23 protein-coding genes and 3 pseudogenes are annotated in these 22,794 nt (G+C 71.2%); 13 read left to right on the top strand and 13 right to left on the bottom strand.

Annotated elements, in window-relative coordinates; translation table 11 throughout:
* Positions 1 to 7: 7 nt before the first annotated feature.
* From BFN33_RS22935 to BFN33_RS22930, 3 genes and pseudogenes are all read left to right on the top strand, one after another.
* Positions 8 to 340 (top strand): annotated as a pseudogene (locus BFN33_RS22935) (alpha/beta fold hydrolase); the annotation flags it as partial.
* 635 nt (positions 341 to 975) lie between these two features.
* Entirely contained in the window at positions 976 to 1,056 is an 81-nt protein-coding gene (locus tag BFN33_RS55575; protein WP_370743315.1) for a hypothetical protein, read from the top strand.
* A 256-nt stretch (positions 1,057 to 1,312) separates the two neighbouring features.
* The gene (locus BFN33_RS22930; RefSeq protein WP_069762252.1) at positions 1,313 to 2,494 is read left to right on the top strand and encodes a SpoIIE family protein phosphatase; all 1,182 of its coding nucleotides are present in this window, start codon (positions 1,313 to 1,315) and stop codon (positions 2,492 to 2,494) included.
* A 55-nt stretch (positions 2,495 to 2,549) separates the two neighbouring features.
* Here BFN33_RS22930 and BFN33_RS53230 read toward each other — a convergent pair whose 3' ends face one another.
* Positions 2,550 to 2,717 (bottom strand): hypothetical protein, encoded by a 168-nt coding sequence (locus BFN33_RS53230; RefSeq protein WP_218109028.1) that lies wholly within the window; start codon positions 2,715 to 2,717, stop codon positions 2,550 to 2,552.
* Positions 2,718 to 3,150: 433 nt separating this feature from the next.
* Between BFN33_RS53230 and BFN33_RS22920 the strand changes: the two genes are divergently transcribed.
* Positions 3,151 to 4,740 (top strand): alkaline phosphatase family protein, encoded by a 1,590-nt coding sequence (locus BFN33_RS22920; protein WP_218109026.1) that lies wholly within the window; start codon positions 3,151 to 3,153, stop codon positions 4,738 to 4,740.
* A 756-nt stretch (positions 4,741 to 5,496) separates the two neighbouring features.
* Positions 5,497 to 6,288, top strand: coding sequence for a hypothetical protein (locus tag BFN33_RS22915; protein WP_069761994.1), 792 nt, complete (start codon positions 5,497 to 5,499; stop codon positions 6,286 to 6,288).
* Between the two features lie 253 nt (positions 6,289 to 6,541).
* On the opposite strand, the pseudogene BFN33_RS52020 reads toward BFN33_RS22915, so the two are convergent.
* The 3 genes and pseudogenes from BFN33_RS52020 to BFN33_RS22905 all read right to left on the bottom strand — a co-directional run.
* Positions 6,542 to 6,695 (bottom strand): annotated as a pseudogene (locus tag BFN33_RS52020) (iron transporter); the annotation flags it as partial.
* Positions 6,696 to 6,757: 62 nt separating this feature from the next.
* Positions 6,758 to 7,693: a M48 family metalloprotease gene (locus tag BFN33_RS22910; protein ID WP_069761993.1), complete on the bottom strand. Its 936-nt coding sequence runs from the start codon at positions 7,691 to 7,693 to the stop codon at positions 6,758 to 6,760.
* Positions 7,690 to 8,061, bottom strand: a complete 372-nt coding sequence (locus BFN33_RS22905) for a BlaI/MecI/CopY family transcriptional regulator (RefSeq protein WP_069761992.1) — start codon at positions 8,059 to 8,061, stop codon at positions 7,690 to 7,692. The genes BFN33_RS22910 and BFN33_RS22905 overlap by 4 nt, the downstream gene beginning before the upstream one ends.
* A gap of 639 nt (positions 8,062 to 8,700) precedes the next feature.
* Between BFN33_RS22905 and BFN33_RS22900 the strand changes: the two genes are divergently transcribed.
* The gene (locus tag BFN33_RS22900; RefSeq protein WP_069761991.1) at positions 8,701 to 9,531 is read left to right on the top strand and encodes a hypothetical protein; all 831 of its coding nucleotides are present in this window, start codon (positions 8,701 to 8,703) and stop codon (positions 9,529 to 9,531) included.
* A 140-nt stretch (positions 9,532 to 9,671) separates the two neighbouring features.
* On the opposite strand, the gene BFN33_RS22895 is transcribed toward BFN33_RS22900, so the two are convergent.
* From BFN33_RS22895 to BFN33_RS22875, 5 genes are read right to left on the bottom strand one after another with little or no spacing between them, the layout of a single operon-like run.
* Complete coding sequence (locus BFN33_RS22895) at positions 9,672 to 11,033, bottom strand: ATP-binding protein (RefSeq protein ID WP_069761990.1); 1,362 nt, start codon at positions 11,031 to 11,033, stop codon at positions 9,672 to 9,674.
* The gene (locus BFN33_RS22890) at positions 11,030 to 11,692 is read right to left on the bottom strand and encodes a response regulator transcription factor (RefSeq protein WP_069761989.1); all 663 of its coding nucleotides are present in this window, start codon (positions 11,690 to 11,692) and stop codon (positions 11,030 to 11,032) included. The genes BFN33_RS22895 and BFN33_RS22890 overlap by 4 nt, the downstream gene beginning before the upstream one ends.
* Entirely contained in the window at positions 11,646 to 12,374 is a 729-nt protein-coding gene (locus BFN33_RS22885; RefSeq protein WP_069761988.1) for a phosphatase PAP2 family protein, read from the bottom strand. The genes BFN33_RS22890 and BFN33_RS22885 overlap by 47 nt, the downstream gene beginning before the upstream one ends.
* Positions 12,371 to 12,976 carry a phosphatase PAP2 family protein gene (locus tag BFN33_RS22880; RefSeq protein ID WP_069761987.1) on the bottom strand — a complete coding sequence of 202 codons (606 nt, stop codon included), beginning with the start codon at positions 12,974 to 12,976 and terminating at the stop codon, positions 12,371 to 12,373. Before BFN33_RS22880 ends, BFN33_RS22885 begins: the two co-directional genes overlap by 4 nt.
* Positions 12,973 to 13,641, bottom strand: a complete 669-nt coding sequence (locus BFN33_RS22875) for a DedA family protein (RefSeq protein WP_069761986.1) — start codon at positions 13,639 to 13,641, stop codon at positions 12,973 to 12,975. Before BFN33_RS22875 ends, BFN33_RS22880 begins: the two co-directional genes overlap by 4 nt.
* 116 nt (positions 13,642 to 13,757) lie before the next feature.
* Here BFN33_RS22875 and BFN33_RS22870 point away from each other — a divergent pair, with 116 nt between their 5' ends.
* The 7 genes from BFN33_RS22870 (at position 13,758) to BFN33_RS22840 (ending at position 19,899) form a co-directional block, all read left to right on the top strand.
* Positions 13,758 to 14,135, top strand: a complete 378-nt coding sequence (locus tag BFN33_RS22870) for a BlaI/MecI/CopY family transcriptional regulator (RefSeq protein WP_069761985.1) — start codon at positions 13,758 to 13,760, stop codon at positions 14,133 to 14,135.
* Positions 14,132 to 15,064 (top strand): M56 family metallopeptidase, encoded by a 933-nt coding sequence (locus BFN33_RS22865; RefSeq protein WP_069761984.1) that lies wholly within the window; start codon positions 14,132 to 14,134, stop codon positions 15,062 to 15,064. Before BFN33_RS22870 ends, BFN33_RS22865 begins: the two co-directional genes overlap by 4 nt.
* A 266-nt stretch (positions 15,065 to 15,330) precedes the next feature.
* Positions 15,331 to 15,828, top strand: a complete 498-nt coding sequence (locus BFN33_RS22860) for an SRPBCC family protein (protein ID WP_069761983.1) — start codon at positions 15,331 to 15,333, stop codon at positions 15,826 to 15,828.
* Positions 15,821 to 17,440 carry an NAD(P)/FAD-dependent oxidoreductase gene (locus tag BFN33_RS22855; protein ID WP_069761982.1) on the top strand — a complete coding sequence of 540 codons (1,620 nt, stop codon included), beginning with the start codon at positions 15,821 to 15,823 and terminating at the stop codon, positions 17,438 to 17,440. The genes BFN33_RS22860 and BFN33_RS22855 overlap by 8 nt, the downstream gene beginning before the upstream one ends.
* 165 nt (positions 17,441 to 17,605) lie before the next feature.
* On the top strand, positions 17,606 to 18,490 hold the full coding sequence (locus tag BFN33_RS22850; protein WP_069761981.1) for an SDR family oxidoreductase: 885 nt from the start codon (positions 17,606 to 17,608) through the stop codon (positions 18,488 to 18,490).
* 11 nt (positions 18,491 to 18,501) lie between these two features.
* On the top strand, positions 18,502 to 18,990 hold the full coding sequence (locus BFN33_RS22845; RefSeq protein WP_069761980.1) for an MSMEG_6728 family protein: 489 nt from the start codon (positions 18,502 to 18,504) through the stop codon (positions 18,988 to 18,990).
* Between the two features lie 54 nt (positions 18,991 to 19,044).
* A complete protein-coding gene (locus BFN33_RS22840) occupies positions 19,045 to 19,899 on the top strand; it encodes an oxygenase MpaB family protein (RefSeq protein ID WP_069761979.1) in 855 nt (284 codons plus the stop codon).
* A 132-nt stretch (positions 19,900 to 20,031) separates the two neighbouring features.
* Here the strand turns inward: BFN33_RS22840 and BFN33_RS22835 are convergent, their stop codons facing one another.
* From BFN33_RS22835 to BFN33_RS22825, 4 genes and pseudogenes are all read right to left on the bottom strand, one after another.
* Positions 20,032 to 20,934, bottom strand: a complete 903-nt coding sequence (locus BFN33_RS22835) for an aminoglycoside phosphotransferase family protein (RefSeq protein ID WP_069761978.1) — start codon at positions 20,932 to 20,934, stop codon at positions 20,032 to 20,034.
* A gap of 376 nt (positions 20,935 to 21,310) precedes the next feature.
* Positions 21,311 to 21,973, bottom strand: a complete 663-nt coding sequence (locus BFN33_RS22830) for a histidine phosphatase family protein (RefSeq protein ID WP_069761977.1) — start codon at positions 21,971 to 21,973, stop codon at positions 21,311 to 21,313.
* Between the two features lie 117 nt (positions 21,974 to 22,090).
* Positions 22,091 to 22,258: pseudogene (locus tag BFN33_RS55570) on the bottom strand (hypothetical protein); the annotation flags it as partial.
* Positions 22,259 to 22,388: 130 nt separating this feature from the next.
* Entirely contained in the window at positions 22,389 to 22,784 is a 396-nt protein-coding gene (locus BFN33_RS22825; protein ID WP_069761976.1) for a luciferase family protein, read from the bottom strand.
* Between the last annotated feature and the right edge of the window lie 10 nt (positions 22,785 to 22,794).

Below are 22,794 nucleotides of genomic sequence, written 5' to 3'. Positions count from 1 at the left end.
AACTCGAAGAAAGCGGCTGGCGGCCTGGCTGGAACAGCCGGTCCTCGTCATGCCGGGACTGCGCACGATGATCAGAACGGCCGCTCGCGCCTACCGCATACGCCGCCCGGCCCCGCTTCCCCTGTCCGAGGAGGAGCTGTCCACCATCCGGACTCCGCTCTACCTGGTGCTCGGGAAGCGAAGCGTCCTCGTGCACCCGCAGCGACAGGTGGAGCGGGTGCCGCGCCTGGTCCCCGGTGCCCGAGCCGAGATCATCGCTGACACGGGCCACGGGCCGCAGATCGACCACGCGGAGGAGATCAACCGCCGGATGCTGAACTTCGTGGCCTCCGTCGACTGACAACCGCCCGCGCCGACGGGCCGGGACGGCGCTCTGGGACGGCTCGGACGGGTGGCCAGTTCCGCAGCGCCGCGTCGGCCACCTGCTGGAGTTCCGCCCGCGAGCTGTCCGGCGTTGCGCCGGACCGGGTGGTGGCCGGACCTCTCATCAGCGTCTCCGACGGCACCTACCGGGTCCGGTGACACCACACCACCGCCCAGGTCATCCGTTCGACAGGGGGCAACAGTCATGCCGGGCCTGGAGGCCAGCGGCCCTCTTGCAGGGCTGCGAAGAACATAACGGGGCAGATCACCCTCGTCGACGGCGCGCTGGAACCGGTGCCGGAGGCGAGCGCGGCCGTCGTCTCGCCAGGCGATCAGGGCGTCCTGGGCCGGCCGTCCGGAGTGGCCTGAAGCCAGCGAGCCCTGCACACCCAGCATCCAGCGGGGTGGCCGGGGTGGGTGGTCGTGCTGACCGAGCCGGCGAGGAACGCCGTGGCCACCTCCCGGGCGCTCGGCTTGTCCAGCGCGCGGGCCGTATAGGAGGCGGGGCCGTCGGTGTAGCGCTCCAGGACCTTGCGGAACAGCTCTCAAGGCCGAACTCGCGGCGGGCGTGCCGATCGGCCGCGGGGGCGCCCGGAGGAGGTCGCCGCCGCCGTGGCCCTCCTCGCCTCCGCGGACAGCAGCTTCATGCTCGGTACCACCCTGCACGTCAACGGCGGCGAGAATCAGCTCTGACCCACCGCGCGGGGTCCCGACCGCCCAGTACTGCGCCACCCGCGCGGATACCTGACCGCGCGTGTACGCCTTCTTCGCCCACTGGCGACATACGGGCCGGACGGTCGACCTGCGCCCAGGTGCCGAGGGCGCCCACGAACGGTAGAACGTAAGTGTGAAGGACGAGACCAGCCCTGCTGAGGGTGCCCGGCCACAACGTGTGGCGAGGCCGGGGATCGACTACCAGGCGCTGTTCTCGGTCACCCCCAGCCCCTGCATGGTGCTGGGCCCGGACCTGGTGCTCGTCGACGTCAATGAGGCGGCCTGCCGGGGGACCGGCCGCACTCGGGAGGATCTGATCGGGCGGTACCTCTTCGACGCCTTCCCTGACAATCCGGCGGACCCGGATGCCGACGGGGTGCGGAATCTGCACGCTTCCCTGCACTGGGTCCTGCGCTCGAAGAAGCGGGACACGATGGCGCCGATGAAGTACGACATTCCCGTGGCCGACCAGCCCGGCGTGTTCGAGGAGCGGTGGTGGTCCGCCATCAACACACCGGTGCTCGGGCCGGACGGGCAGGTGCAGTGGATCCTGCACCGGGGGGAGGACGTGACCTCGTTCATCCTCTCCCACCCTCGTCGGCGAGGAGGCGGGGCGCTGAGCGACGTGGAGGCGATGGAGGTCGAGCTGTACGCCCGGGCGCGCGAGCTCCATCGAGTGAACGAGGAACTGCGCCAAGCCCACGCCCGGGAACGCCAGGTCGCCGTCACCTTGCAGGAAGCCATGCTCCACTCGCCCCATCTGGCCAGGCACCGGGACACCGCGGTGCGCTACTTGCCCGCCGCCGGGTCGCTGAACGTGTGCGGCGACTGGTACGAGGTGGTCGACCTGCCCGAGAACCGATTCGCCGTCGCGGTCGGCGACGTCGTCGGCCATGGCCTGGAGGCCGCCGCCGTCATGGGCATGCTGCGCAGCGCGCTGTCCGCCGTCGTCCGGGCCGTCGAAGGACCCGCGAGAGCTCTGGACATCCTGGGCCGGTACGCACGCTACGTGGAGGGCGCGCTGGCCACCACCGTCATCCAAGCCGTCATCGACACCCGCGCTCACCGCATTCTGTACAGCAGCGCCGGCCACCCACCCCCCGTCCTGCTCCACCCGGACGGCACCTGCGATCTCCTGGACCAGGCCACCGACCCTCCGCTGGGAGCCCGCCCCGAACCCGTCCCCCGCCCCCAGGCCGACCTGGCCTACACCCCCGGCGACACCTTCGTGCTCTACACCGACGGTCTGATCGAACGCCGCGGCGAGGACATCGATGCCGGGCTGGAACGCCTCACCGACGCGCTCGCCCGCCATGCCCGCCACAGCCCCGAACGTCTCGCCGACGCTCTGCTCGCGCACCTCGGCGTCAGCAGCGGCGCCAGCGACGACATCGCCCTGATCGTCCTGCGCCTTTGATCCGCGCCGCTACCTGTACGCCGACGATGTCGACGCGGCCAGCCCGCGCCAAGGCTCACGCGTACCAGCGAAGTGCCTTGTGGGCGCCGTAAGTCTCGATGAAGCCCTGGGTCGCCTCCAGGTTGTTCGCCAAGCCGGCGGACCGCCACTTCTTCTTGCTGTCGGATGGGTAGCGCAGGTCGACCCACGTGGAGACGGCCACCGACGAATCGGAACTGGCCACTCGCAGCTTCATGCCCGCCAGATCATGGAAGACAACGAGATGGATGCAGCCGTCACCACCCCTTCCGTTCGGTTGGCAGTCCGCTCGGTTGGTCGTCGACAGGCGACGTCCTCGTCCAGATGGAGCTCATCGAGCAGAGCAGCGAGCTCTTCCGAAGTGGTCCGCGCTCGGCGTCCACCCGGGTGGTGAACGTATCGGGCTGACCGCCGGTGCGGCGGACGTCGCCCCTCCTTGGCGAAAACCAGACGTGCTTGATGAAGAACCGACCGCTACTTCGGTGTGCGTTCACGCCTGCGCCGTCCCCGGTACGCAAGGCGCGACTCTGATTGGCCCGGCACTCGCAGCTCGCCCCAAACGCCCGGGAGAAACCCAGATGTCGAGAAGTTACGTCAGGCCCGCAACCGTCCTCGCCGCCGCGGGAGTACTTACCGGCTTGACTGCCACCCAGCCCTCCGCCTTTGCCGCCTCCCACCACGGAGCCCCCACCAGGCACGTTCTGCTGATCTCGGTCGACGGCCTGCACCAGTCGGACCTGGCCTGGTACGTCTCCCGGCACCCGAACTCCGCGCTGGCCCGGCTGGTCGGCGGCGGTGTGGAGTACACCCACGCCAAGACCACCACGCCGTCCGACTCCTTCCCGGGCATGGTCGCCCAGGCGACCGGTGGCGGTCCAGGCACCACCGGTGTCTACTACGACGACACCTACAACGCGTCGCTCCTGCCCGCCGGGACCACCAGCTGCAAGGACGTCAAGCCCGGTGTCGAGGTGGACCTCACGGAGGACCTGGACAAGAACCAGGCATCCATCGACGCCGGTCAGGGACTCGCCGGCCTGCCGGACAGCATCCTGTCGATGACGGGCAACCCGGCGAGCCTGATCAACGCCTCCAAGCTGCCGGTCGACCCCAAGACCTGCAAGCCGGTCTACCCGCACTCCTACCTCAAGGTGAACACCGTCTTCGAGGTGGCCCGCAGCGCGGGTCTGCGCACCGCGTGGTCGGACAAGCACGCAGCCTACGAAATCCTCAACGGGCCCTCGGGCACCGGCATCCAGGACCTGTTCACGCCGGAGATCAACAGCGACGCCCTCGGCTACCCGGCCGGCAACGACTGGACCAAGGACAACCAGGCCACGGAACAGTACGACGGCTACAAGGTAAAGGCCGTCCTCAACGAGATCGACGGCTACGACCACAGCCGTACCCACAAGGTCGGCACCCCGGCGATCTTCGGCCTCAACTTCCAGTCGGTCTCCACCGCGCAGAAGCTGCCCGCCTCCGACGGCCTCAAGGGCGGCTACACCGCCAAGAACGTGCCCGGACCGCTGCTGACGAAGAACCTGGACTTCGTCAACGCCCAGATCGACGCCCTGACTTCTGAGATCACCAGGCGACACCTGGCCGACAGCACCACGATCATCCTGTCCGCCAAGCACGGCCAGTCGCCCACCGACCCCACCGCGCTCACCCGGATCGACGACGGCCCGCTCCTGGACGGCCTCAACGCCGCCTGGAAGAAGCTCCATCCCGCCGCCGGCGACCTGGTCGCGCACTCCGTGGACGACGACGCGATGCTGCTCTGGCTGACCGACCGCTCGCAGGCCGCCACCGACTTCGCCAAGACGTACCTGCTCGCGCAGAGCGGCAGCGGCACCGACATCAACGCCGCACCCAAGGCCTTCACGCGCAGCGGGCTCAGCAAGGTCTACGCCGGGAACGCCGCGGCCCGCTACTTCCACGTCGAAGCCGGCGACGCGCGTGTCCCGGACATCTTCGGCCTCGCACAGTACGGCGTCGTCTACACCGGCGGCACCAAGAAGATCGCCGAGCACGGCGGCGCCCACTCCGACGACCTCGACGTCCCGTTGGTCGTCTCGGGCGCCTCAGTTCCGGACGGCGTACGCGACTCCGCGAGCGTGCAGACCAAGCAGATCGCACCGACGATCCTGAGCCTGCTCGGCCTGAACCCCCGCTCCCTGCAAGCCGTGCGCGAGGAACACACCACCGCGCTGCCGGTCCGCTGACCAGTGCCCGGTGCGCCAGAAGCGCTTCCCCCCGGGCGTGAACGCCCGGGGCTCCGCGCCAAATCATGCTGATAGGAACCGACGGACATGGCGATGCTCGGCCGCGATGCGGGAAGACGCGGCGTCATCCGTGGTCGCACAACCGGCCGACCTCGTAGCCGTGTTGCTCGCAGGTGCCGAGGATGAAGGGCGCCCAGAGCTGACCGCCACGCACCCGGGGCCGACGTGCAGTCGGAGTCGTGGAGCAGGATGGTGCCGCCTCCGTCCAGGTCGGTCGTCACCGTGCGGTGGACGGACGCCGGTGTGGCACGGGATGTCCAGTCCTCGCCCAGCAGGCCCACGGCACCGGGGTGAGAGAGACCGAGCCGGTGGGCGCTGGATGAGCGGCGGCCGACATCACGCCGTACGGGGGCCGGAGGAGTGTGGGCCGGGCTCCTGTGATGTCGGCACGGTGTCGCGGGCGCGAGCGAGGTCGTCGTAGGTCGCGCGCGGGCCGCGCAGGAGCGGTGGGCGATGCAGCCGGCCGTGGATGCCGATCCCGTGTCCGGCTGCGGCGATCTCGCCGACCAGGCCGGGTGAGACACGCCGTAACGCCCCCGATACCACTGCTCCCGCAGCGCTGACCAGCTCATAGGCATCGGCGTTCAGGTTGTGGTCAGGTCCGGACGGGCCTTGGGAAACTCACGCACCAGAAGCGCAAAAGCTCTGGCAAAGGGGTCTGGGGCAAAGGCCGGGCGCCATGTCATCGTGCCTGCCATGTCGACTGATCACCTCACTCACAACCGGCCCGCGGGCCACATGCGTCACGCGGCCAACAAGGTGCCGGAGGTGACCGTCTACTTCTGGATCATCAAAGTGCAGACCACCGGGATGGGCGAGACGGCCTCCGACTTCCTGGCCCACCTGCTAGGCCCGATCCCCGCCGTCGGCCTCGGCGGCATCGCCCTGGTGGCCGCCCTGGCGGTGCAGTTCACGGTCCGCAGGTACGTGGCCTGGATCTACTGGACGGCGATCGTCGTGGTCAGCGTCTTCGGCACCATGGCCGCCGACGTGCTGCATGTCGGCCTCGGCGTGCCGTACATGATCTCGACCCCGTTCTTCATGGCCGCGCTGGCCGCCGTCTTCGTCCTCTGGTACCGCAGCGAACGCACCCTGTCCATCCACAGCATCCACACCCGCCGCCGCGAGACCTTCTACTGGGCCGCCGTACTGGCCACGTTTGCGCTGGGCACCGCCGCCGGGGATCTCACGGCCACGATCGGACTCGGCTACCTGGGCTCCGCCGTCCTGTACGCCGCCGCGATCGCCGTCCCGGCCGTCGCCCACCGTTGGGGCAGCCTGAACGCGGTGACGGCCTTCTGGGCCGCGTACGTCATCACCCGTCCCCTCGGTGCCTCGATCGCCGACTGGATGGCCGTCGGCCACAGCCGGGGCGGACTGAACCTCGGCCTCGGACCGGTCACCCTGTCCTGGACCGTGGCCATCCTCGGGCTCGTCGGCTACCTGGCCGTCTCCCAAAGGGATGTCCAGGGCACTTCGGTGTCCTAGCTGTACTGCCCAGGGACGTTGGTCAACCTGGTGACGGGCGGTTTGCCGCCGGTTGCGGTGTGGGGGCGGCGCAGGCGGCCATGGTGATGTCGAGGGTCTTGGTGGAGCCGAACCCAGTTCTCGTCCCAGACCTCGCCCAGCCATCAGGGACTCCTGGGACTCGAGGACGACGTCGGCCCGGACGGGTTCCGTGGGCGGTGTGTCGACGATCCGGCGCCTCACGTGGGCGCGGAGACGGGCGAGCAGGTCACTAGGTGGCCCGGCCGACCGCGACGATCGACAGGGAGCCGCCGAGCGCCTCCTGCGCCTCCAACGTGAGCTCCTGGGAGCCGAATTCGAGGATGCAGACCCGGGAGGGGGCCGGCTTCCAGGCCCTCGCGCAGACCGATCAGGTAGTTGGAGAACAGCGCGCTGCCCCACGAGTCGTGACTCGGTGGGCTGAGGGCAACACGGCGGTGTCCCGCAGGAGTCAGGGGCGGGGGAGCTCGCCCTGGGCGATCTCCACACCTCGGTGCACCGAGGCGGCCCCGGCCAGGGCGGAGCCACCGGCCAGGCCGATCAGGACCACAAATGCCAGCAGCACAGGGGCCAGGCGCTGAGCCGGTGCGTGGGCGAGGAGGGCCTTCACGCGTGCCGGGACTGGTCCTGTGACGGCACTGGGAGCGATGGAGGGCAGAACAGTGCGCGTGCGGGTGGTGGCCAGCGCCGCGTGGCCGACGGCGGTCGCTGTCAGCGTCCGGTCGCCGGCAGCGAGCGCTGCGGCCTCGTCCGCGGCGCGCTCGGCGGCGAACGACACCTGCGGTGCGACGGCTGCGAGCGCCGGGTGGCACCAGCCGGCCAGTTGGGCGGCGGCCAGGAACAAGTGGTGTCGCGCGGCGAGGTGGGCGCGCTCGTGAGCGAGGAGGACCTCGCGCTCGTCGGCGGTCAGGGCGCGCAGCATGCCGGTCGTCACCACGACCCGGCTCGGGCTGTGGCGACCGCCGGGCAGCGCATAGGCGTCGGGACGGGCGTCGTCGACGACACAGAGCCCGCCGGCGTCCGGGAGGCCGGCGACGTCGACGTGGGCCGCGCGCAGCCGCCGCACTTCCGACTGCGTTCGGCGTACGGCAGTGATGCACGTGACTGCCAGGGCCCCACCGGCGAAGACGGAGACAGCCATGACCAGGGTTGTGGGTCCGGCCTCCAGGGGTTGGATGAGGTGGGCGAGGCCGGCGATCACCGGAACGGAGAGCGCGACGGGGAGCAGAAGGACGCCCAGGCACGCTACGACACCCACCGCCAGGGCCACCGAGGCCGAGGTGAGCACCCACAGCGCTGCGTCGGGCCGCCCCCGGTCGACCACTCGCCGGGCCAGCGGGGGCAGTGCGAAGGGCAGCACCAGCGGAACGAGCAGCAGTGCGATCACTGTCGGCCCCCCTCCAGCAGACGCCGAAGCTCCGCTTCGTCGTCCGGGCCGAGACCCTCGACGAACCGGGCCAGCACCGTGCTGCGGTCGTGGTCCTGGTCGAGCTCTTGGTGCATCCGCCGTGCGGTCAGGCCGTGAGAGTCCGCCACGGGAAAGTAGAGGAAACCGCGTGCGGCAGGGCTGCGATCCACCACGCCCTTCTCATGAAGGCGGATCAGCAGCGTCGCCACCGTTGTCCGGGCCAGCGGCTGCGGAATCGCCGCTCTCACCTGCGCCGCGGACATCGGTTTCCCCGCAGCCCACAGAGCCGCCAGCACACTGGCCTCCAGTTCGCCCGCCGGCCTGCGCTCGCCGTCGGAGTCCGTCATGGAACCTGCCTTTCCCCGAGATCGCCCACAGCGGCATGAGGCGACCGCTGGGATCGTAGACGCTCACCCCAGCACCCATTATCGAACAGAAGCGAGCCCCGCAGGTCTTCGACGACCTCCCCGAAAGGGCTCGCCGGTCAGGACACCCGGCACGGTGGTCGCCGAGGGCGAGTCATCCGTACCACCCTGTTGCCGCCGTCTTCTGCAACAGCCCGCACGCGAGAACCGGCAGCAGCAGGTGCGGCTTGTCGGGCAGAAGCGGCCGGGGCGTCCAGACGCAGGACGCGCGCCGCGAGCCGGCCCACGGCGAAGGACAGGGCGCAGACGGCCGCTGCCACCACCGGAGCCGCGATCAGCAGCAGAGCAGCAGCGCCGCAAGACAGGCGAGCGCCACGGCTCGTCCGAGGCGTCGCCGCAGCCGCTCGGTCACTCTGTCGGCACGGACTGAGGAATGGGGGCCGGGCGGGATGATCATGGCCGCGCGCTTCCGTTGTTGGGTCTGGGCCGGGACGGAGCGCCGGTATCACCGACTGGGCCATGGCGCATGGCAGTCATGTTCCACGCGCGGCCCGGCAGCGGCGGGTGGTGCCGCGCAGCAGTCAGGATGCGTTCAGGTTTCCGGTGGCACGGTCGGGCCTCATGACATCTGAGACTTCTGAGACGGCGGCGGCCGGCAATCCCGCCGCGACCGCCCGCGGTCATCGCCTTCGCTGGAACAAGGTGCCCGAAGTCACCGTGTACTTCTGGGTGATCAAGGTGCTGTGCACGACGGTCGGTGAGACCGCGGCCGACCTGCTGAACGAGAAGGCCGGACTGGGCCTGACCGGTGTGTCATTGCTGATGAGCGCGCTGCTCGCGGTGGTGCTCGTCGTCCAGTTCCGCACGACCGCCTACCGCGCCGGCGTGTACTGGCTCGCCGTCGCCCTGATCAGCGTGGTCGGCACCCTGATCAGCGACAACCTCACCGACAACATGGGCGTACCGCTCACGACGAGCACCACGGTGTTCGCCGTCGTCCTCGCGATCGTGTTCGCCGCCTGGTACCGCAGCGAGCGGACGCTCTCCGTCCACAGCATCGACACCCTGCGCCGCGAGTCGTTCTACTGGCTGGCGGTGCTGTTCACCTTCGCGCTGGGCACCGCGGCCGGTGACCTGGTCGCCGAGCGGATGGCGCTGGGCTACTGGGTCTCCGCGGTTCTGTTCGCCCTCGCCATCGCCGCGGTGGCGGTGGCGCGCTTCGCGCTCGGGGCGAACGCGGTGTGGAGCTTCTGGATCGCCTACGTCCTCACCCGCCCGCTCGGCGCATCGATGGGCGACTATCTCTCCCAGCCGACCGGTGACGGCGGCATGGGCCTGGGCACCGTGGTGACCAGCGTGCTGTTCCTCGCGGTCATCCTCGGTCTGGTGGTGTTCCTCGTGGTGACGCGCAAGGACGTCACCGAGCCTGAGCAGACCGCGCGTACGGCGTAGGTGGCCGGGCGGCCCCGAATTCGGTACGGCGGGTGCGTCGGCGGTACGGCCGACGCCCGTGGTGGGTCTGATGGCGGATGCCCAGGCGCAGGAGCGCCGGACCGCTGCCTCCCGGCAGGGGGCGATCGGGCGGAGGGTGGTCAGCCGGTGGGCAGTCTGACCGTGAACCGGGCCCCGGGCGTGTGCCCGGGGTCGTACGTCACCTCGCCCTCGGCGGAGCGGGCCAGGCGTCGCGCGAGCGGCAGCCCGAGGCCCGCTCCGCCGTGTCCGTCGCCGGGGTCGGCCCGCCGGCCGGGCTGGAAGAGCTGCGCCGCGAACGACTCGGGTACGCCGGGGCCGTCGTCGACGATGTCGATGCGGACGCCGTCCGACTCCCGGCGCACGGTGACGGTGACGCGTGAGGTGGCGTACCGGACGGCGTTGGTGAGCAGCGGGCTGACGATGCGTTCGAGGAGGGTGGCCTGGACTCCGGCCTCCGGCGGGGAGCCCTCGTCGTGTACGTCGAGCGTCACGTGGACCGGTGCGTCCAGGTGTGCGGCGAGTCGGTGCAGTACGGGCAGGATCTCGGCCGTGCCGGGAGTGGTGGGTGTGCCCTCGCGGGCGTTGTTCAGCAGGGTGTCGCAGATGGCACGCATGGACCGGGCGGCGTCGGCTATCACCTCGTGCGTGGCTTCGGTTTCGGCGGCCGAGCGTGGGCGGGCCTGCCACCAGTCGAGTTCGGCGACGATCCGGCTGAGCGGGGTGCGCAGCTCGTGCGACAACTCGCCGGTCAGCTGCTGCTCATGACGCAGGACGGCTCGGATGCGGTCCAGCAGCGCGTCCAACGACGCGCCCAGACGGGCGAGTTCGGCCGGACGCCGGGCCGCGCTGAAGCGTTCCTCGGAGACGACGGCGCTCCACTGGGTGGCCTGGTCGGTCATGGTCCCCACGGGACGCAACGCGCGTCCGACCGCGAGGCGCGTCAGGAGGTAGGTGCAGGCGAGCATCACCGCGTCGAGCACCAGCGACGCCAGGAGCAGGGTGTCGGCCGAACTCCGGTAGGGAGTGAGGTCCAGCGCGGTGACGACGGTCGCCGTGCTCCGGCCGCCGGACACGGACTGGCTGCACAGCCGGGCGGGGTCCGGTCCGCCGGCGGTGAGGCAGTGACTCCCGCCCTCTCGCACGAGCCTGTCGGCGGCGCGGGCGAGGGCGCTGTGGGTTGTGGTGGTCGGTGGCTGTTCGAGCAGCCGTGTGCCCGTGTAGATCCACACGTTCGTGTCGAGGAGCCGGTCGTTGGAGGTCTCCAGGACACGCACCGTACGGCCGTTCGTGTCGATGGTGGTGGCGACGGCGGCGGCCCGGGTGTGCAACTCGTCGTCGGCCTGGTGCTGCAGGCGGTGGCGGATGACGGTGTTGAAGGCGACGGTGAGGATCACCATCAGAAGTGTGGCGGTGGTCAGGGCCACCAGGGAGAGGCGGCCGCGCAGGGTGCGCGGCATCAGCCGGAAGAACGCAGAGCTCATGACAGGCGGTGGCCGATCCCGCGGGCCGTGGTGATGGTCAGATCGCTGTCCGCCTCCCGCAGCTTGCGGCGCAGCCGGGTCAGGTACTGGTCGAGGGTGTTGTCGCTGACCTGGGCACCTTCGGGCCACCCTGCTCTGAGCAGCTCTCGCCGGCGTACGACACCCCCGGCGCCGGTCATGAGCGCCGCCAGCAGGCGGAACTCCGTCGGCGTGAGGTCGACCTGGGTGCCGCGCACGTTGACGCTGTGCCGGACGGCGTCCAGGAGCAGATCGCCGGCCGTGGCCGCGGGGAGCGTTGCGGCGCGTTTGACCGCCGCCCGTAGTCTGGCGGCGAGTTCGGCCAGGTGGAACGGCTTGGGCAGATAGTCGTCGCCCCCGGCGGAGAACCCGGACAGCCGGTCGGTGAGCCGGTGGTGGGCGGTCAGGAAGATGACGGGGGAGCGGAATCCGTTCGCCCGCAGCGCCTGGCACACGTCTCGGCCGTCCGCGTCGGGCAGTCCGACGTCCAGCACGGCCGCGGCGATGTCGTCACCGGCCAGCCGCAGGGCGGATGCTCCGTCCGGGGCGGGCACGGTGTCGAAGTCCTCGTCGCGCAGGCCGCGCAGCAGGACGTCACGCAGGGCGTGATCGTCCTCGACGACCAGGATCTTGTGGCGCATGGCCCTCCGTAGGCTTTTGGTCGGTGTCCGGCGTACCTGTGATGAACCTCTCGGGCAGCCGCCAGACGGCGGCGCACAGGCACAGTCCCAGCCAGCCGATGGCGAACAGCCAGCCGCCGAGGACGTCGGTGAACCAGTGCACCCCGAGGTAGACGCGGCTCAGGCCGACCAGGGCGCCCCAGCAGCCGATGACCAGGGCGAGCAGGGTCCTGCCGCGTGGGGCGCGTACGCACACGGCGATGACGAGCAGTCCGGCGGTGAGGGCTGCGGTCGTGGTGTGGCCGGACGGGAAGGCCCAACCCGAGGCGTGTGTCGCCCAGTCCGTCCGGTCGGGGCGGGGCCGGGCGACGAGGGTCATCACGCCGTACCGTGCCGCCTGTCCCGCTCCGAGGCAGATGAGGCAGAGCGCGGCGGCGACGGCGCGTCGGCGCAGGGTGCGCCCCGCGATGATTCCCGCCAGTGCGGCGAGGGCGTACGGTATGACGCCGGTTCCGGTGGCGGTCAGACCGCGGGCCAGCGCCTCGGCCACGGCCGGGCGGTGAGCGACGGACCAGGACGACAGGTCCTCGTCGCCGTACAGCGGCTTCCCGTCGCCGATCACCATCATGGTCAGTACGCCGAATGCCGTCCACGCGCCGAGGCCGACGCTGCCTGCGGTGTCGCAGACGTCAGCGCGCTTCATGACGCCGCCAGCAGCGGGCGCAGTCGCGTGCCGGTGATCCACCCGGCCGGCGAGTCGGGGTGACGGCGCAGCACCGCCATCGGGCCCACAGCGACGAGGGCTCCCACGACCACTCCTGCCGCGACATCGTGCGGATAGTGCGCACCGACCCAGACCCGGGAGACCGCCATCGCGCAGGCGGCCACGACCGCGACGGCACCGAGCCGACGGGAGACGAACCAGAGGGCGACCGCGGCCGCTGCGGCGATGGCCGCGTGGTTGCTGGGGAAGGACCAGTCGCCCGGCGCCGGACATGCCTCCAGGGTGGCCACCTGCAGGCTCTGACAGGGCCGGGCCTCGCGCACGACCAGTTTCAGGGCGGCATCCACCCCGTACCCCGCGACCACGACCAGCGGAACGGCCACTGCGATCACCGCCGCTGTGGCGCTCACTCGTCGCGCCTGCCACCAGGCGACGGCCATCAGCACGGCGAACACCGCCAGTCCGTACGTCGACCAGGCCGACACCATGTCGTCCAGCCAGCCGGGCGAGCGGTCAGCAAGATCCACCACGTCCGTGTAGGCGGATCCGTCGACCGACGAGCCGTTGAACGCGAGGATCATCCGCGCACCTCCTTCGCCTTCGCGGCCCGGCGGGAGCGGTACCACTCAGCAGCGAGCGGAAGCAGCGACACGGCCACGATCACGCCGACCATGGGCAGCAGGTAGCGGTCCACATTGGGGATGGAGGAGCCCAGGGCGTATCCGCCCAGGGTCAGTCCCAGGCTCCACACGAGCCCGCCGGCCATCTGCCAGACGGTGAACGTCCGCGCCGGAACACCGAGCGCGCCCGCCATCGGATTCAGGACCGTCCGCACCACTGGCACGAACCGGGCCAGCACGATTGCCTTCGCGTACCCGTACCGCTCCAACAACTCCTCGGCCCGGTGCGCCCCTTCCCGCAGGCGGACCGAGCCGCTGCGCGCCAGGACGGCGCCGCCCGCCTTGCGGCCGAGCAGATAGCCGCACTGCGCCCCGGCGAGCGCGCCTATGGCCGCGGCGAGCAGCAGCGGGGCGAGGGACAGCTTCACACCGTGCTGGCCGCTCCCCGTGCACAGCAGGCCTGCGGTGAACAGCAGGGAGTCGCCCGGCAGGAAGAAGCCGATCAGCAGACCCGTCTCGGCGAACATCACCACGCCGACACCCAGCACGCCGAAAGCGGCCAGCAGGGACTGGGCGCTCAGGACATTCACAGCGAGCTGTGAGGCCGTGAACAAAGGTGGGGTCATGGATGCGGGCCCTCTCGTCAGGCAACGGGCGGGCACGCGAAGGCGACAACCCGATGGACTACAATTCTGTAGACGGTCTACTCGACTGTAGTCGACGACGGGGTGAGGTTCGTTCCATGAGCAACGCGAAGGACGAAAGACGGCCTGCGGGTGAGCTCGAAGCGGCCGTCATGGCTGCTCTCTGGGCCGCTGACGTCCCGCTCACACCGGGCCGGGTCCAGACGGAAATCGCCTCCGGACTGGCCCGTACGACCGTGTCGACGATCCTGTCCCGTCTGTACGACAAGGGCATCGTCAGCCGTCGTCCGCAGGGACGCGGATACGCCTATTACCCCGTTCAGGACGCAGCAGGGCTCACCGCCCGACGCATGCACACCGAACTCGACCGCGACCGCAACAGTGACCGCGAGACCGTCCTCTCCCGCTTCGTCGCCCAGCTCAAGCGGGACGACGAACAGCTTCTGCGCCACCTGCTGGAGGCCGACGGGCGATGACCACCGTGCTGCTGATTCCGCTCCTGCTGCCCTTCGTGGTGCCGCTGCTCGCCCCCCGGGCCCTCGCCCGGCTGACCCCCGTCACCGCACTGTGGGCGCTCACCGTTGCTGCCCTGGTGCTGGCCGGTGCCGTCGTGGCGGCCCTCGGTTGCCTCGTGCTGACCGGGCTGCTCAGGGTTCCCGCCTTCGCGGCCCTCGGCGAACTCGTCCATCCCCTGCGCACGCCGTCGGACTATGCGGTCCTCCCGGCGGCCGTGATCGCCACCGGCCTGCTCACCATCGGCGCCTGGACCCTCGGCCGCTCGGCCCTGCGCCAGACGCGGGCCTTCCGCACGGCCCGAGCCGAGGCCGACCTGCGACCCACCGCGGGCGACCTGTGCGTCATCGACGCGCCGCACCCGGACGCGTATGCCCTGCCCGGGCGCCCCAACCGCATCGTCGTCACCACCGCCATGCTGCGCAGCCTCGGCCCGGACGAGCGCGACGCCCTGTTCGCCCACGAACGCGCCCACAACAGGGGCGGCCACCACTACTTCCTGGCCGCCGCCGAACTCGCCGCCCACTGCCACCCCGCACTGCGCTCCGCCCGCGCCGTGATCCGACTGGCCGCCGAACGAGCCGCCGACGAATCCGCGGCCGCAGTGGTGGGAGATCGCCGCCTGCTGGCCCGTGCCATCGCCCGCGCCGCGCTCGCCGGGCACGCCACGTCCTCCACCCGTCCGGACCTCGCTCCTGCAGCGACCGCCGGTCCCGTCCCCCAGCGCGTCGCGGCCCTCCTCGCCACTCCCGCGCCGCGCACTCGCCGGTCGATGTGCTGGGCAGCCCTCCTCCTTGCCGCCTCGCCGGCCCTGTCCGCCACCGCCGTGGCCACCGGCGCCATCACCTTCCACCATCAGGTCGAGATCGCACAGGGCGAGGTGCCCCGCTGACGGCTTGCAGTCCCGTACGCCCCGAGGTGTGCTGAAGCACCGCCCAGGAGCCCTGGCACGGTGCACTGCGCCACGGCCGTCGCCTGTCGGCTCAGCGAGCGGGTATTTGGGGTAATCCACCCAGGAAGCCACGGGCGGGCTACTTGTCACTCGGTTCACCGCTCGTCGGAAGCATGGTCCCGGGGGCGCCGGTTGGACCGGTCAGGCTCGGGCACTCGGGGCACGGCCGACGGGCAACCCGGTCCAGGCAGCCCCTTGGAGGTATCGTGGCCGTTCGCCACCGTCTGATCAATGCCAGCCCCAGCGCCGTGTGGGACGTCCTCGCCGACGGCCACCGGTACGCGGAGTGGGTGGTGGGAACCTCCCATTCCGAGCCGGTTCGCGGGCAGTGGCCGCACAAGGACGCGGCGATCCGCTTCCAGGTCCCGCTCGGCCCGTTCAAACTGGCCAACGAGACGGTCGTACGCCGCTGCGACGAAGGCGTGGACCTGGAGCTGGAAGCCCATGCCGGACCGCTGGGCACCGCACGCATCGCGATCGAACTGCGGCCGTGGGGCGAGCACTGCCTGGTGATCGTGGACGAGCACCCCCTCCAGGGCGCGGGCGGCCGACTGCACAACGTCGGCTTCGAAGCGGTGATCCAGATGCGCCACCGCACCATGCTGTCCCGCCTGGCCCGGCTGTGCGAGAACGGGGTGCGAGAGGCCGGCGAGGCTCCGCGGCAGGCGTCGGTGCAGGGGGTGGCGGGAGCCGGGCATGCCTGACGCCGTGGTGATCGGAGCGGGCCCCAACGGGCTGGTCGCCGCCAACCTGCTCGCGGACGCCGGGTGGAGCGTCGAGGTGCTGGAGGAGCAGCCGGAGCCGGGCGGCGCCGTCCGCCACGACCACGGCGTCGACCCCGCCTACGTCAGCGACGTCTTCAGCGCCTTCTACCCGCTCGCGGCCGCCTCCCCGGTCCTGACCGCGCTGGGCCTGGACCGCTACGGGCTGCGCTGGAGCCACGCGCCCAGCGTGCTCGCCCACCCGCTCACCGACGGCAGCTGCGCCCTCCTGGACCGTGACATCGACACCACCGCCGCGTCCCTCGACGTCTTCGCACCGGGCGACGGGGCCGCCTGGCGGCGACTGCACGACGTATGGGAGTCCCTGCACCCCGACATCCTGGACGCACTGTTCACCCCCTTCCCGCCCGTGCGTGCGACGGCACGGCTGGCACGCCGGCTGCGGGCCGCGGGCGGACTGCGCGTGGCACGCACCCTGGTCCTGCCGGTACGCCGCATGGGCGAGGAGGAGTTCCGCGGCCAGGGCGGCCGGCTGCTGCTGGCCGGCAACGCCCTGCACGCCGATCTCGCCCCCGAGTCGGCGGGCAGCGGCGGCTTCGGCTGGCTGATGGCCATGCTGGGACAGACGTACGGCTTCCCCGTCCCCGTCGGCGGCTCCGGCGCCCTGACCGAGGCCCTGGCCCGACGCCTGGAGGCTCAGGGCGGGCGGATCCGCTGCGGGCAGCGCGTCGAGCGGATCGTCGTGCGCGGCGGGCGGGCCGTCGGTGTGCGGACGGCGGCCGGTGACGCGGTGGTGGCGCGCCGCGCGGTGCTGGCGGACGTGTCGGTGCCCGCCCTGTACGGCGATCTCCTCGACCCCGAGCACCTGCCCGCGCAGCTTCAGGAGGACCTGCGCCGGTTCCAGTGGGACTTCGCCACCTTCAAGGTGGACTGGGCGCTGGACGGCCCGGTGCCCTGGCAGGCCGAGCAGGCGTCCCGGGCGGGCACCGTGCACCTCGCCGACGGCCTGGACGAGCTCACTCGGTTCGCCGCGCAGATCGCCATGCGGGAGGTACCGGACCGGCCCTTCCTGCTGTTCGGCCAGATGACCACCGCCGACGCCACCCGCTCCCCGCAGGGCACCGAATCGGCCTGGGCCTACACCCACATCCCCCACGAGATCGGTGCCGACGCCGGCGACGAGGGCATCACCGGCCGCTGGGACACCAAGGACCAGGAACTCATGGCCGACCGGGTCGAACGCCAGGTGGAACGCTTCGCGCCCGGCTTCCGCTCCCTGATCCGCGCCCGCCGAATCCTGGCGCCCCCGACTCTCCAGTCCCTCGACGCCAATCTGCACGGCGGCGCCATCAACGGAGGCACGACCGCGATCCACCAGCAGCTCGTCTTCCGCCCGGCCCCCGGCACCGGGCGCCCCGAGACCGCCGTCCCCGGCCTCTTCCTGGCCTCCTCCGGGGCCCACCCGGGCGGCGGCGTCCACGGCGCACCGGGCGCCAACGCCGCCCGGGCCGCGCTGCACCGCCACCGGCCACCCGGTCTGGCCCGCGCCCAACGGCTGCTGACCCGCCGCGACCGCACCGGAACAAGGCGCTGACGCCAAGGAGAACCCGTGAACCACGTCCAGCAAGCCCCAGCCCCGGAAGGCCCCGGCTACGCCGCGCGCCCACCGGGCCCGGGGACCTGAGGCGCATCCGGGCACCCCGTCGGCACGGAAGTCTCCGACAGGGACGCACAGTCCGACGGAAAGGAAGGTCAGCCCGTGCGCAGCAGCCCGCTCGCCGGCCGGACGGTCGTCGTCACCGGAGCAGCCCGCGGCCTGGGCGCCGCCATGGCCCGCGAGATCGCCCGCCGCGGCGCGCGGGTCGCGCTGCTCGGCCACGAGAAGGCCGCCCTTGACACCGTGGCCGCGTCCCTGCCGGGCCCGGCGCTGGCCATCGAGGTCGACGTCACGGACCCGGCCGCGCTCGCGGCGGCGGCCGCCGCCGTGCGGGCCGCTCTCGGCCCGCCCTCGGCCGTCGTGGCGAACGCGGGCATCGCGGAAGGAGGCCCGTTCCTCGCCTCGGATCCGGCTGACTGGAGTCGCGTCATCGACGTCAACCTCACCGACAGCGCCCACACCGCCCGGGCGTTCCTGCCGGACCTCCTCGACACGGCAGGCTACTTCCTCCAGATCGCCTCGACGGCAGCGCTCGGCGCCGCTCCGCTGATGAGCGCCTACTGCGCATCCAAGGCCGGCGTAGAAGCCTTCGCGCATGCCCTACGGGCGGAGGTGGCGCACCGGGGCGTCGCCGTGGGCATCGGCTATCCCAACTGGACCGACACCGACATGACCCGTGACGCCGACCGGTATGCCGTGCTGCGCGAACTGCGCGCCCACATGCCCCCGCCGGCCGGCCGCGTACACCCGGTGGAAACCGTCGCCGCACGCCTGGTGACGGGTCTGGAGCGGCGCCGTACGACCGTGTACGCGCCGGCCTGGCTGCGGCTGGTCCAACCGGTGCGCGCGGCCCTGCCGCCCGTGGTGCTGCGGGTGTCACGCCGCGCGCTGCCCCGTCTGGAAGCCGAGGAGCCCGTCGCAGACACCGGTCCCCTCGGCGCAGGAGGCCTCGCCGACCGCGCGGCCCGCGCGCCGCACAAAATGTGAGCAGGTGAGCCATGCAGACCTTCCTGCCCCACCCCGACTTCCGGGAGACGGCCCTGCTGCTGGACCGGCGACGGCTGGGCAAACAGCGGGTCGAGGCCCTGCAGGTGCTCCGCGGCCTGACCGTCCCCGGATACGGCTGGCGCAGACACCCGGCCGTACGGATGTGGACGGGGTACGAGGAGGCACTCGTACGGTACGGCCTGGAGATCTGCCGGGTCTGGCGCGCTCAGGGACACCAGGACAGCTGTGCCGCCTCGCTCGTCGCCGGCCTGGCCGCGCGCCGGCCCGGCACCGCGGTGCGCGAGCAGTCGCAACTGGCCGCCGCCGGCGAACTGCCGCCCTGGCTCGGCGACGAGGCGTTCCACGAGAGCCACCGCTCGGCACTCGTCCGCAAGGACCCAGAGGTGTACGCCGCTCTCTTCCCCGACGCACCAGCTGATCTGCCCTATGCGTGGCCGGCGTCGGACCGTGAGCCGCAGCAGGCGCCCGCCGGCCGGTGACCCCGTTCACGGGCAGGTGGACACTGGAAAGCAGCAGGAGAGGGGAGGCCGATCATGCTGACGGCAGTCCGTGAACAACTGGGCCAAGCCCTGTTCCGCCGCGTCGCGGGCCCCGACGGCCCGGCGAACCGCGCCCGCATCCACGACACCCCGGGCCCACGCTGGTTCGCACCCGACAGCCCGATCCGCACGGTCCACGGCGATGCCTCGATGTTCATCGGCGGGCTCGGCGCACTTCTCCTGCAGTCCCTGCACCCGCTCGCCATGGCTGCGGTGGCCGGGCACTCCGGTTACCGCGGCGACCCATGGGGCCGCCTCCAGCGCACCAGCACCTTCCTGGCCGTGACGACCTACGGCACCGCACAGGACGCCCAGCGGGCCGTCGACCACGTCCGCGCCATCCACGACCGCATCCGCGGGACGACCACCGACGGAACGCCGTACCACGCGGCCGACCCGCACCTGCTCGCCTGGGTCCACGCCGCCGAGACGTTCAGCTTCCTGCACGCCCACGAACGCTACGGAGCCCGCCCGCTGGACCCTTCCGACTACGACGCCTACGTCGCCGACACCGCACGCGTCGCCGAAGCGCTGGGCGTCATCGCACCACCCCGCGACCGCCGCGAACTGTCGGAGCGCCTGACCGCCTACCGCCCCGAACTGCACGCCACCCCGGAAGCCCGATCCGCCGCCCGCTTCCTCCTCCTCCGGCCCCCACTGCCCCTCGCGGTGCGCCCCTTCTACGGCGGCCTCGCCGCGAACGCCGTAGCTCTCCTCCCTGACTGGGCCCGCGACATGCTGTGGCTGCCGCGCCTGCCACTGGTGGACGACCTCGCCGTACGGCCCACCGGCCAGGCCCTGACCCGCACCATCCGCTGGGCCATGACCCAGCCACGGATCCGCGGCTAGACGGGGTGCTTGGCTGCCGTGGCCGTCAGGGGCCGGGGGGACACCAAAGCGGTTCGGTGAGCCGGCGGCTTTTCGCTCTGGCTGTCATCACCTTCGGTCGTCGGGCTGGATCGACTGTGCGGCGTTCCGTGCCTACATGACACCGGCTGTCAGCACGCGATCCAGCGCTGCCCGGCCGATGGGCCCCCACGTCGGCTTACCGCCAGGAAGGCCCTGATCTCCGTTCTGGCCCATGAGCATCAGGAACAGGCATTTCATAGCAGCCAGCCCGCGGGCACGCCGGATCGTCGCCTCGTTCGCATCCGCGTACACCTCGAAGAACCGTGAGACGGCGTCCGAGGGAAGGAGCACCCATGCAGCCGCGAGGTCCCACGCCGGATCGCCAGCGAACATGGCGTCGAAATCGATCACACCCGAAAGGTTTCCGTCCGAGACGACGACATTCGCGGGATGGAGGTCGCCGTGCAGCCATACCGGTGGGCCCTCCCACTCGGAGGCCGCTACGGCATCGTCCCAGACGGCCCGGACGTCGGCGGCGATGTCACCGAGATCGACGGCTCGCAAGAACCTCTCGAAGCCGTCCGTGCACTCCTTGGGGTGACCGCCGCGGTCCGAACTGGCTGGTGCCTCGGCGGGCGCCTCCACATGAAGCGCCCTGAGGAAGCCCGCCAGAGTGTCGGCCGCGTGCTCACCGCGGCTGATCGAGGCGCAGTCCAGCGGCTCGCCGGGAACCCACGTCATCACGGTCCAGTGCTTGGGGAATCGCGCGGACGGTTCACCGATCCGCACCGGGGTCGGCACGGGAAGCGGCAGGCGCGGGGCCAGGACGGGCAGCCATCGGCGCTCGTTGAACTGGAGCTCCGGCGTGGGGGCCATACGCTGCATACGCACGGCCAACTCGTCCCCGAGCCGCCACATTTGATTGCCCCAACCACCCGCCACCTCACGGATGGCCAGCCCAGCAAGGTCCGGATGCTGCTCCTGCAACAACTCGCGGACCAGGTCTGCGGTGATCTCGATCGCGGAGTCGGTCATGAGGAGCCACAGTACTGGGGCAGGCGAAGCGGCTCTCCCTCTCCGGAAGATCCAGCCATGACTGGCCCGGGGGCACCGGATGGTGCCGTACTGGACGCCACGTCCCTGTCGTTGCGCCATGACGGACGAACGGCTGCCCCCTCAGGTCTTCCCCAACCACTTTCCCGAGGCGGTGGACGGCCGGCCGGGCATGCCGTGCCGCACGACTGCTGCCACTGCTCCACCCAGGTGCGGGCACGTCCGCCGGGCGTGGCGACGTCCTCGAACATCGGCGACCGCCAGGCAGACGTCCGGCACCGCCACGAACTCCACCCCAACGGTCGGCTCCCGACCACACACCGGACACCGGAGATCGAGGAGAAGAGGAGGCGACCCTTCAGCGAGTAGGAGCGGCCGCGCCGGCCGGGCCACTGTCCTCGGGGAAGCTCCCTTCGGGGCCGAGCGGGTGTTCCTCCCACAGGAGCGCCTGCCAGCCCCGGTCGGGCGAGCCGGAGAGGACGACGACGCCGGTGTTGCCCAGCGGGTGGCTGGACGCGTACGCCACATCGACGTTCGCCGCTCGGGCGGCCACCCACGTCCGGATCATCGCGCCGTGACTGACCATGCCCACCGTCTCCGCACCTGTTCCCGCCGCCTCGGCGACGACAGCGTCGAAACGGCCCAGGGCCTCCACGCCGTTCTCGCCGCCGGACATCCTGCGGCCGGTGTCCCCTTCGGCCCAGGCGAAGGCGGTGGTGAGGTAGATGGCGGCAGCCTCGTGGTCGCCACGCATCTCCAGGTCTCCTGCGGCCAGTTCCTTAATCCCGTCCCGGACCTGGACCTCCAGCCCCTTCGCGGCAGCCAGTGGAGCTGCCGTCAGCTGGGCGCGCACCAGTGTCGAGGCGTACAGGGCATCGATCTGTTCAGCCGCCAGGGCCTGCGGCAGCGCGGCAGCCTGCTCCTGCCCGAGCGGCGTCAGCGTCGGCCCCGGCGCCGCGGTGTCCAACAGGTGCTTGAGGTTGGACGGAGTCTGGCCGTGACGTATGAGCAGCAGACGCATACGGGATTACCTCCACACGGTGGAACAGGTTGCTCCACTGTGCCACCAAAGTCTTTTGCCCCAGCGCGCGGGGACCAGCACCGCTCATCTCATGCCGCCTTGGACGACCTGCAAGGGCTACACGGTGCCGGCACTGCTGTCGGAGTCGCGTGGTCCCGCTCCGGTCGGCCGGCCGCGGCTCGCCGACTCCGATGATTCGATCAGCAGGGGGCGCGCCTGGCGCTCGATGAATACGGATATGAATTCGCGCACCGGCCAGTCTGCAAAGGATGGATGAGCCTTGGCTACGGCAGCTGCGCCCCGGCCGGGCTGCGTGCCGCACTGAACGCGTCCGTCAGGCGCTCTACGATCCCGCGGACGGCCTCGTCTTCACGTGCCTTGTCAGCCACGGCTCACTCTCCCCGAAGGGTGTCTTTCAGCCTCCGCTGAGATGCTCGCCCGAAGGCGCCGCCGCGTCATGATCATTGCACTCCGCACCCGGCGCGTCGTCCGGAACCGGCCATGTCTGATGCGCCCGGAGGGCGAGGCTGACGAGCGTCATGAGCAAGTGGACGTCTCCAGAGACGTCGAGACGCAGCGTCACCCACTGCGAGCCGGGCACCAGCCGGACGGCAGTCGATGCCATGAGGTGCTCCTGGAACTTCCTGATGGCTCTGGCCGTGAGGTACACGTCGACGTCGTTGCCGGAGTGGAAGTGGACGATCTCGCCGTGGGGCGAACGAAGGGCCCGGCCCATGCCGCAGCTCGGCTCTGCCTCGGTGAGATCGGGCCAGGTCGCCAATTGTGTGAGGGCATCTGCGGCCAAGGTCATGCTCCCATCA

This window comes from Streptomyces sp. LUP47B (assembly GCF_001746295.1).
Taxonomy (GTDB): Bacteria; Actinomycetota; Actinomycetes; order Streptomycetales; family Streptomycetaceae; genus Streptomyces.
The sequence above is the reverse complement of the archived record's forward strand: the minus strand, read 5'-3'. Positions and strand labels throughout refer to the sequence as shown.

Coding starts and splice junctions, on each gene's coding strand:
- BFN33_RS22930 (WP_069762252.1), top strand. CDS start 1,313: ATGGTGCTGGGCCCGGACCTGGTGCTCGTCGACGTCAATGAGGCGGCC.
- BFN33_RS22915 (WP_069761994.1), top strand. CDS start 5,497: ATGTCGACTGATCACCTCACTCACAACCGGCCCGCGGGCCACATGCGT.
- BFN33_RS22905 (WP_069761992.1), bottom strand. CDS start 8,061: ATGACGGACTCCGACGGCGAGCGCAGGCCGGCGGGCGAACTGGAGGCC.
- BFN33_RS22900 (WP_069761991.1), top strand. CDS start 8,701: ATGACATCTGAGACTTCTGAGACGGCGGCGGCCGGCAATCCCGCCGCG.
- BFN33_RS22895 (WP_069761990.1), bottom strand. CDS start 11,033: ATGAGCTCTGCGTTCTTCCGGCTGATGCCGCGCACCCTGCGCGGCCGC.
- BFN33_RS22890 (WP_069761989.1), bottom strand. CDS start 11,692: ATGCGCCACAAGATCCTGGTCGTCGAGGACGATCACGCCCTGCGTGAC.
- BFN33_RS22885 (WP_069761988.1), bottom strand. CDS start 12,374: ATGAAGCGCGCTGACGTCTGCGACACCGCAGGCAGCGTCGGCCTCGGC.
- BFN33_RS22880 (WP_069761987.1), bottom strand. CDS start 12,976: ATGATCCTCGCGTTCAACGGCTCGTCGGTCGACGGATCCGCCTACACG.
- BFN33_RS22875 (WP_069761986.1), bottom strand. CDS start 13,641: ATGACCCCACCTTTGTTCACGGCCTCACAGCTCGCTGTGAATGTCCTG.
- BFN33_RS22870 (WP_069761985.1), top strand. CDS start 13,758: ATGAGCAACGCGAAGGACGAAAGACGGCCTGCGGGTGAGCTCGAAGCG.
- BFN33_RS22865 (WP_069761984.1), top strand. CDS start 14,132: ATGACCACCGTGCTGCTGATTCCGCTCCTGCTGCCCTTCGTGGTGCCG.
- BFN33_RS22855 (WP_069761982.1), top strand. CDS start 15,821: ATGCCTGACGCCGTGGTGATCGGAGCGGGCCCCAACGGGCTGGTCGCC.
- BFN33_RS22845 (WP_069761980.1), top strand. CDS start 18,502: ATGCAGACCTTCCTGCCCCACCCCGACTTCCGGGAGACGGCCCTGCTG.
- BFN33_RS22840 (WP_069761979.1), top strand. CDS start 19,045: ATGCTGACGGCAGTCCGTGAACAACTGGGCCAAGCCCTGTTCCGCCGC.
- BFN33_RS22835 (WP_069761978.1), bottom strand. CDS start 20,934: ATGACCGACTCCGCGATCGAGATCACCGCAGACCTGGTCCGCGAGTTG.
- BFN33_RS22830 (WP_069761977.1), bottom strand. CDS start 21,973: ATGCGTCTGCTGCTCATACGTCACGGCCAGACTCCGTCCAACCTCAAG.
- BFN33_RS22825 (WP_069761976.1), bottom strand. CDS start 22,784: ATGACCTTGGCCGCAGATGCCCTCACACAATTGGCGACCTGGCCCGAT.